An 8,886-nucleotide genomic window follows, 5' to 3' on the forward strand; every position below is an offset into this window, starting at 1 on the left:
TATAAAAAACAAGGCAGCATTTACTTCTTATTAGCATTTTTTAAAGTAATTAAATTTTTTATGCAAATGTCTGTTTTTAACAAAGCCGTTTTATTTGTTTGTTTTTTTCTATTCACCATAACTGTATTTGCACAAAAGGCGAAAGAACCTTCTAATTCTTTTTATAATGTAAAAACATTTGGTGCCAAAGGCGACGGCCAACAATTGGATAATACTGCTATAAACAAAGCAATTGATGCTTGTGCCAAAGCGGGAGGCGGTACAGTGTATTTACCTGCCGGAACTTATTTGAGCGGAAGTATTCATTTAAAAAGTAATATCAATTTGATGCTGGATGCTGGCGCGGTAATATTAGGAGCAAAGGCAGAAAGCCACGTATATGACCCTTCAGAACCTTTTCCTGATACCGCTTACCAAGATGGCGGGCATACTTATTTTCATAACAGCCTAATTTGGGGTGAAAATCTAACCAATGTTTCTATTACAGGTAGAGGCAAAATAGATGGTGGCGGTTTAACCAGTTTAGACAATGAACATTTGGGAGACCCAACTGGAGGCTCTATTGGAACAGGAGATAAAGCAATTGCTATTAAGTTGTCAAATAATATTCTGATCCGTGATGTTACCATATTTCATGGTGGACATTTTGCTATCCTTTTAACTGGCTGTGATTTGGTTACGATGGATAATCTTACCATTGATACCAATAGAGACGGTATTGATATAGACTGTTGTGCGAACACTATAGTATCTAACTGCCGAGTTAATTCTCCCCATGACGACGCTATTTGCCCGAAAAGCTCGTATGCGCTTAACAAACCTTTCATTACAGAAAACCTGATTATAACCAATTGTCAGGTATCCGGTTTCGTCGAAGGCACTTTGTTAAACGGAAAAAGAATACCTGCGAAAGCAGGCTGGTCTAACGGGCGAATTAAGTTTGGTACGGAGTCAAATGGAGGGTTCAGAAATTGTGTAGTTTCCAATTGTACTTTTCGTAACTGCAATGGCTTGGCTTTGGAAGAGGCGGACGGCGGTATTATGGATAATATTATTGTTTCTAATTTAACGATGATAGATGTTTCTCACTATCCGATCTATGTTACTTTAGGGAAAAGAAATCGCGGACCCAAAGGAACCACTAAAATGGGGACTGTAAGAAATATCTATATTAGCAATGTTTCGGTTACAGGCGCTGATTCTTTAAGTGGCATTCAGATTACTGGCACACCTGGTTATCCTATAGAAAATGTTAAACTGCAAAATATTACTATTCAGTACAATGGTGGTGGTACTAAAGAGCAAGGACTAAAACCGTTCCCTGAACTGGAAAAAGGTTATCCGGAACCATTTCTTCTAGGACCAAATCCAGCATATGGTCTGTTTGCACGCCATATTAACGGCCTTCAGCTTGATAACATTTCTTTTACTACTATCAAAAAGGAGGAGCGCCGGCAATTATTTGCAGCGATGTTAATGGCATAGAGATTTACCGTTTAAAGGTGCCTAAAGAAAACAACATTCCTGTTTTTAAATTTGATAAGGTAAATGACTTGAAAATTGAAAGCTCGTCGGCTTTACAAACTGCTTTAAAGTAACAATGCTTCTTTTATGGGTAAACAATATCAGTCAGTACGCTTTTTAGTCGCTGTTTTCTTTTTTGTAAGTCGTGCATCAGCTCGGTATCGGGTTAAATTTAAACGTAGCCCGGTTAAAACGGTTGAACTGATTGCAAACAAGCTTGTTAGTACTACTATTTTTAGATATCAATTGACGCAGCAAAAGGCGTTTGAAGCTTTTGATGGAATAAAGTTTATCCATTTTTCAAGAACGTATGGGATTGGGAAAGCAGGTATTGCTTATGCTTTAACTAATATTGAATCTATAGAGGATGGAAATGTTACCTTGCAGGTTAGGCATAGTGATGGTTTAAAAATCTGGGTTAATGATAAAGTAGCTTATCAGAAGGTAAACATTGGCAACGCTATTGTGAATTATTAGGAAAGAAAGATCAACCTGAGCGACACTTTTAGCTTTCCTGTTAAAAAGGGATTCAATAAGTTACTAATAATCAGAAATTAACGGAAAGCAATGGAACGTTTATATCACTCCTAAAAGCGCCGTTGCCGGGTTGAAGCTTTCTAAAAAGCTATTACTATGGCTTCATCACGTAAATTGGAATTACCAGACTAAGTCAATCCAGAAATTATGGGATGAGTTATGTTATCATTATTATGCCGGAACACAATCGGTAAAAGCCATGCCGGAAACATGGAGCAGGATGCGGCCATATGTTGATAAAGAGCGATTTGAAAAAGTGAACGCCCGGCTGAAGGAACAGGAAAAGGAGGCAAGGATATGGCGGAACGCCTCTTTGCTTTATTTTCAACCTTTTCAAATATGCCTATTCCCCAAGGGCTTGAAAAGCCCGATAAGAACCTGGAATACTATAAAAATTTAAATTATAATTTTCAACCTGATAAATAACCAATACAATACCTAATATTTGTGATCAACAAAGATCCGGAGATCGAAGTATTACAAGTAACACCACTGATAAAATTGCGCATAACCTAAAAAACACCTTTGGAAAATCATTACATATTCAATTTAAAACACTTTAATTATGAAAAACATGAAGTCATATCTCATCATTTTAGCATGCTTATTATTTACCGCAGTCCGTGTTTCAGCCCAGCAAAACAATGTCTTAACGAAAAAGGAAAAGGCTGACGGCTTTAAACTGTTATGGAATGGAAAAACAGCCGAAGGCTGGCGCGGGATTTTGAAAGATCAGTTCCCGGCTGTTGGCTGGGAAATGAAAGGCGGCATACTCACTATTCAGGGATCAAACGGGAAAGAAGAAGGTTTAGGCGGAGATATTGTCACCATTAAAGAATACTCGGCCTTTATCATGAAATTTGAATTTAAGCTGACCGAAGGTGCTAACAGTGGTGTTAAATATTTTGTAACGGAGCAGGAAAAAACGGTTCAGTCGGGCATTGGCCTGGAGTATCAGGTTCTGGATGATGAACGTCACCCCGATGCGAAATTAGGCAGGAACGGTGACCGCAAACTCGCCTCACTATACGATCTAATCCCATCAAACAAACCTGCTTCCGTTATCAAGCCGATTGGAGAGTGGAACTCTGGCGAGATCAGAGTTTATCCGAATAACCACGTAGAGCATTGGCTAAATGGCGTGAAGGTGCTGGAATATCAGCGCGGATCGAAGGAATTTAAAGACCTGGTGGCCATTAGCAAATACAAAACATGGAACAACTTCGGCCAGGCGGATAAGGGGCACATTCTGCTACAGGACCATGGCAATACAGTATCGTACAAAAACATCAGAATTAAAGAACTTAAATAACCGGATGTAATGGAAAATTCGAGAAGAGACTTTATTAAAAAAACCGCAATTGCCGCGGCAGGTACATATGTGGGCACGTTAGGCATGTCTGCCAAAATTTATGGCAATATCATTGGCGCTAATGACAGGGTGCGTGTAGGCGTAGTCGGTTTTTCAGACCGGTTTAAAGACACCCTTTTCCCCTGCTTTCTGAATCATTACAAGGAGCTTAACTTTGATATGGTGGCCCTCTCCGATCTATGGAGCTATCGCCGGGGTTTGGGGGTTGAGCATATCAAAAGCAAAATCGGACACGATATTACTGCCTGCAAAAACAATGATGAGCTTTATGCGCTGAAAGATATTGATGCGGTAATTATCAGTTCGCCTGATTTCGCGCATGCCTCGCACGCTATTGAGGGTGTAGGCCATAAAAAAGATGTGTATCGTGAGAAGCCTTTTGCCGAAACGATGGAAGACAACCGTGCCGCATTAAAGGCGGTTCGAGCGTCAAAACAAATATTGCAAATAGGTTCTCAGCGTCGCAATGGGCAAAATTACCAGGCCGCTGCCGAGTTTATTAAGCAGGGCAAGTTTGGTGATATTACTATAGTTGAATTAAGCTGGAACGTGAACCAGCCCGGCCGCTGGCGTCGCCCTGATTTGGTAGCCAGATTAAAGGAAGAAGATACCGATTGGAAACGCTTTTTACTAAACCGCCCTTACGAGCCGTTTAACCCCAGAATATACTTGGAATATCGCCTGTTCTGGCCTTACTCATCAGGTATGCCGGGACAATGGATGAGCCACCAGATTGATACTGTGCACTGGTTTACGGGCTTGCCGCATCCGCGCAGCGTAACGGCTAATGGTGGTATTTATCAATGGAAAGATGGGCGTCGTAACTGGGACACCACCACCGCTGTTTTTGATTACGGCCCGCTGGATGATATGAGTAAAGGCTTCCAAGTTGTATTTTCCTCACGTATGCATAATGGCGATGAGTACCCTGTAGATATCTACTATTCCAATGGGGGTGAACTAAACTTGATTACCAACACAGTATCGCCGCACGGTGGCCTCACCGAAAGAGCTGCATCGGCCATGCACCTGCATGCTAACCTGCTGCCCGAGGTAAAGCTGCCTAATGCTGAAGCTGTGGTAGCCTCGGCCAATACCGGTGCGGACACGCTCAGCTCAAACCACATGCGTAACTGGCTGGAGTGTATCCGCAGCCGTAAAGAACCTAACGCTTCGGTTGAAGCGGGTTACCACCACTCAATAGCTAACATAATGGCTAACGCAGCGGTGCATACTGGTGGTAAAGCAACATTCGATGAGGCAAAGCAAGAAGTGATAGTGAATGGTAAAGTCTTTAAATACTGATAAATGCGGTTTGTGAGTGTGTTGGTTTACTTTTGGATGGTAGGGACGATTTGCGCTTTTGGTCAAGCACATCTCCGTAGATTCCAAATAGAAGGCTACTCACAAGGCACTACTTATCAAGTTATTTATTATGCCGCCGATAGTATCATCACTCAAAAGCAAACCGACAACCTACTTGCTCGATTGGATAATTCGGTATCGTTGTATCAGCCTTCGTCGTTGATCTGCAAATTTAACCGGTCTGCTAGGGGGATAGTAATTGACGAGCCGTTCCGCATACTAGTTAAAAAAGCATTAGAGATTAACCGCGCCACTTACGGCCTGGTTGATATTACTGTAAAACCATTAGTTGATGTTTGGGGTTTTGGTAAAAAAAAACGTGATAGTTTCCCTAATGCCGCGCAGGTAAAAGCTATATTAAAAAATATTGGCTCGGATAAAATTTGGTTGCAAGGCAATTTCCTGCATAAAACAGCACCAGGTGTGCAAATTGACCTGAACGGAATTGCCCAGGGTTATGCCGCCGACCTGCTGGGTGCTTTTTTGGAACGCAATGGCATTTATAATTACATAGCCGAAATCGGGGGTGAACTACGTATAAAGGGTCGTAAACCTGATGGTGAACCCTTTAAAATTGGTATTGAAGCAATAGATGGAAACGACATTAATCCTTCACCATTGCGTAAAATTATTAAACCGGGCAATGGCGCAGTAACAACATCAGGCAATTACCGCCAGCATCTGGAAGCAGGCGGTAAACAGATATCGCACATTATAAACCCAAAAACGGGATATCCGGCTCAAAATGAAATGATCAGCGTGACGGTTTGGGCTCAAAACGGAATCACGGCCGATGGTTACGATAACGGCTTTATTACCATGGGGCTGAAACGCACACTTCTGTTTTTACAGAAAAGAACCGATATGGGGGCATATATAATTTACCGCAAACTCGGCGGTACAATAGCAGATACGGTTACTATAGGGTTTAAAGGTTACAGATAAAGACAGATAACAAATGGAACGACGCATTTTTTTAAAAAATACTGGACTAATAACCGGAGGGTTGCTTATTGACCAAACACGGGTACTTGGCAAGATTGCCGGTAATATCATTAAAATTGGTGTGATAGGCTGCGGCGATCGCGGTAAAGGCATCATGCATGTGCTAAATGAAAGTCCGGATAAGTTTAAAATAACAGCTGTTTGCGATGTACTGGATTTTCGCCTTACTGAAGCGCAAAAAATAAGTAAGGACGAAGCATATAAGCAATATACCGACTATCGCCGAATGTTGGATCAAAAGGATATTGATGTTGTAGTAGTAGCCGTGCCGCTAAATATGCATTATCCTGTTGCTACAGATGTACTGATGGCCGGCAAACACCTCTACCTTGAGAAAACCATGACCTACAACATACAGCAGGCACTCGATTTGGTAAAGCTGGTTAAAAGCCGTCCGAAACAAGTAGTGCAGGTTGGACATCAGTATCGTTACTCACCTCTTTATTACAGGGTGAAGGAGATGATAAACAAAGGTTACCTGGGCACGATAAGCCAGGTTGATTGCCGCTGGGATCGTAATGGCAACTGGCGCAGACCGGTACCCCAACCATCATTAGAAAGGCAGATCAACTGGCGGATGTACAAAGAATATTCCGGCGGTCTGATGGCCGAACTTTTATCTCATCAGGTAGACTTTATTAACTGGGCGTTTGATGCTCATCCTGATGAGTTTTTTGCTACCGGAGGAATAGATGTTTTTAAGGATGGCCGTGAAACTTATGATAACGTGCAGGTTATGATTCGTTACCCTAAACAAGGTTTGATAGGTAACTTTGGTGCTACCTGCGGCAATGCGCGTGATGGTTATTTATTTAAAATCAAAGGTACCAAGGGTACTATTTCTTTATTAACTGACCAGGGTATGTTTTATCCCGAAAAACAGTTGCTTAAAGAAAAAGGGCTTGTTGACGGGGTAACCGGTGCAACACGTATCACCTGGGATAAACAAGGCGGTACGCCAATATTGCCAGAACCAACTAAAGATGGCACATGGTATGCGCTGAACGATTTTTATAAAAAGATTCAAACCAAAGAATTGCCTGATAGCAATGTGCACACGGGAGCACGGACTGCCATCTGTGTACACCTCGCTAATCAGGCGTTATATGAGAAAAAAATTATAGAATGGGATAAAAACTATCAATTGGATTGATGAAGATCTAAATATCAAAATAAAACTCTGCAAGAGTATTTGTAATCGGAGCTTTAAGCAGTTTTCCACATTGTAATTGATTCCCCGTTTTATACTTTAATTATGTTCAATTAAATATGTCTCTTAGAACAAATAAATTGATATAAGTTGTATAAGCCTCAATTGCAGAAAAAGGGGGCTTATTTACTGTTAAGTATGGGTACAAAATTTGATAAATATGTTGTCAAAAATATGTTTAATTAATTTTGCTGTTTTGAGAAGTTAATTTTCAGGTTTTTTCCTATTGCAGCCAGTAGGAGATTTGTAGAATAAAACAATTGCTGTTCATTCAGGTAGTCTTCAGGCCTTAACCATCTTGCTTTTATTTCTTTCCATAGCCTTTCTATTAGGTTTAAATGTGGGCTGTAGGGAGGCAAAAAGAAAATAAACAGCCCTCTTTATGCCCATATTTTTTGCATCTGTTTTACTTTTTTGGACCGGTGGACTTTGGCATTGTCCAAAACCATTACCGTGTGTTTTATAATGGAGAACGAAAACTTGTCCAACAGCTCTATGACAAAATCTGAGTTTATAGTTTGGGTTGTTGTTTGATATACAAAATCATTGTCCCTTGTTATAATGCCAAAACAGTTGATTTTTTGGTTGTGCTTCTAAATGTATGATGACCTAATATTGCGTTCATAAATAGCAGTTTTCATGATTAAATAATGGTAAATAAGTTTTTTAGAGAAGCATACCGTCCTTCTTGCCAATCTTCTTAACCTTGTTCTGAACCAGGTGTTTATACCTTCTATTTTCTTTGTGTATTTTTTGCCGAAGATATGTTTTTCCTTTGGCAATACCTGGGCAAACGCCTTCCAGTGATCGGTACAGTAGAAGTTGATTTCCCGTTCCTGAAGTTTTTTCAGCAAAGCTTTTACACTTTTTTTGCTCCTTTTGCCCCAATTTGCAGCCAGTATCTCGCCGCTTTGTTCACAAATAGCGTACAGCAGCCAGACCTTCTTTTGTTTGTTCCCTACATATGACCATTGTTCATCAATCTGTACAAGATGATAGCAATTATGTTTTGGCCTAATTTCAGAAGCTTTGCCCATCGTCAAGATGCTCTTTAGTACGCAGCCTATATCTAATGCCCAGTGCCACAGCGCAGTCCCGCACACCGCTGCCCCTTAAAAACATCCGCTTTAACAGGTCCTTATTCTTATGGTCGGCACCCTGATAAAGGTATTCGTCCTGAAACTGCAGCCCACAAACCCGGCAAAGTATATTTTGCGACCCTGTCTTTTTCTTCCCGTTTTTTACTACCTTAACGCCCCCGGCAGCGGGGACATTGGACTTCTTTGGTTAATCTCACAATTAACAAATCCCCAATCATTCGCTGCTGTTTTGTTCCATCATACTTTTTAAAACACTACCGCTTTTTCAAAGCCATAAATTTATGATTTACAGCCCTCCTGTCTACTCTTTATTTTTGTATGATAATTAGGGTTATGTTAAGTAGGCATTATATTTTTGTCTTTGCGTCATCTCGAAAGTAGCATATAACGTTAAGGTGTTTATAATGTTGGGGCAATCGAAAAAGGTCATCTCAATTAACCGCAAAAGCAGAATAGTGAATTGAAGTTGAATTCTTAACGTCATACACAGTCTTAGCAGTTCGACATTTTGAATTTTTTAATCAACCTCAGTTCTTCGGCATTTGTTTAACAGGGTCAAACCGTTGTGCCCCTTTATCAATATGCACATTTTCTCCTGCGGTCATTAACCATTTTCCGTTTTGTTTTACATAGAAGTTGTTTAAACTTTTATTTTTTTGTTAATTCTTCTGAGGAAAAATACGCAGAATGCCATCCAGTGCATCGCCATCCAGTTCCTGGATAGGACTTCATATCTGATAACCAATCCCTTAAAGCCGTCCATCCAAGCGTTT

8 protein-coding genes and 1 pseudogene are annotated in these 8,886 nt (G+C 40.7%); 7 read left to right on the forward strand and 2 right to left on the reverse strand.

Annotated elements, in window-relative coordinates:
* The first annotated feature begins 66 nt into the window (after nucleotides 1–66).
* From V5804_RS07240 to V5804_RS07270, 7 genes are all read left to right on the forward strand, one after another.
* A complete protein-coding gene (locus tag V5804_RS07240) occupies nucleotides 67–1,485 on the forward strand; it encodes a glycoside hydrolase family 28 protein (protein ID WP_369590712.1) in 1,419 nt (472 codons plus the stop codon).
* A 126-nt stretch (nucleotides 1,486–1,611) separates the two neighbouring features.
* Nucleotides 1,612–2,001 carry a hypothetical protein gene (locus V5804_RS07245; protein WP_369590713.1) on the forward strand — a complete coding sequence of 130 codons (390 nt, stop codon included), beginning with the start codon at nucleotides 1,612–1,614 and terminating at the stop codon, nucleotides 1,999–2,001.
* Between the two features lie 130 nt (nucleotides 2,002–2,131).
* Entirely contained in the window at nucleotides 2,132–2,461 is a 330-nt protein-coding gene (locus tag V5804_RS07250) for a hypothetical protein (protein WP_369590714.1), read from the forward strand.
* Nucleotides 2,462–2,635: 174 nt separating this feature from the next.
* Nucleotides 2,636–3,373, forward strand: a complete 738-nt coding sequence (locus tag V5804_RS07255) for a DUF1080 domain-containing protein (RefSeq protein ID WP_369590715.1) — start codon at nucleotides 2,636–2,638, stop codon at nucleotides 3,371–3,373.
* A gap of 9 nt (nucleotides 3,374–3,382) precedes the next feature.
* The gene (locus V5804_RS07260; protein WP_369590716.1) at nucleotides 3,383–4,738 is read left to right on the forward strand and encodes a Gfo/Idh/MocA family protein; all 1,356 of its coding nucleotides are present in this window, start codon (nucleotides 3,383–3,385) and stop codon (nucleotides 4,736–4,738) included.
* Between the two features lie 3 nt (nucleotides 4,739–4,741).
* Nucleotides 4,742–5,743, forward strand: a complete 1,002-nt coding sequence (locus tag V5804_RS07265) for an FAD:protein FMN transferase (RefSeq protein ID WP_369590717.1) — start codon at nucleotides 4,742–4,744, stop codon at nucleotides 5,741–5,743.
* A gap of 13 nt (nucleotides 5,744–5,756) precedes the next feature.
* Nucleotides 5,757–6,956 (forward strand): Gfo/Idh/MocA family protein, encoded by a 1,200-nt coding sequence (locus V5804_RS07270; protein ID WP_369590718.1) that lies wholly within the window; start codon nucleotides 5,757–5,759, stop codon nucleotides 6,954–6,956.
* A gap of 239 nt (nucleotides 6,957–7,195) precedes the next feature.
* Here V5804_RS07270 and V5804_RS07275 read toward each other — a convergent pair.
* Nucleotides 7,196–7,594, reverse strand: a pseudogene (locus tag V5804_RS07275) (transposase); the annotation flags it as partial.
* Between the two features lie 12 nt (nucleotides 7,595–7,606).
* Nucleotides 7,607–8,116, reverse strand: coding sequence for an IS1 family transposase (locus V5804_RS07280; protein WP_369590719.1), 510 nt, complete (start codon nucleotides 8,114–8,116; stop codon nucleotides 7,607–7,609).
* Nucleotides 8,117–8,886: the final 770 nt, after the last annotated feature.

Source organism: Mucilaginibacter sp., from assembly GCF_041088075.1.
Lineage (GTDB): Bacteria > Bacteroidota > Bacteroidia > Sphingobacteriales > Sphingobacteriaceae > Mucilaginibacter_A.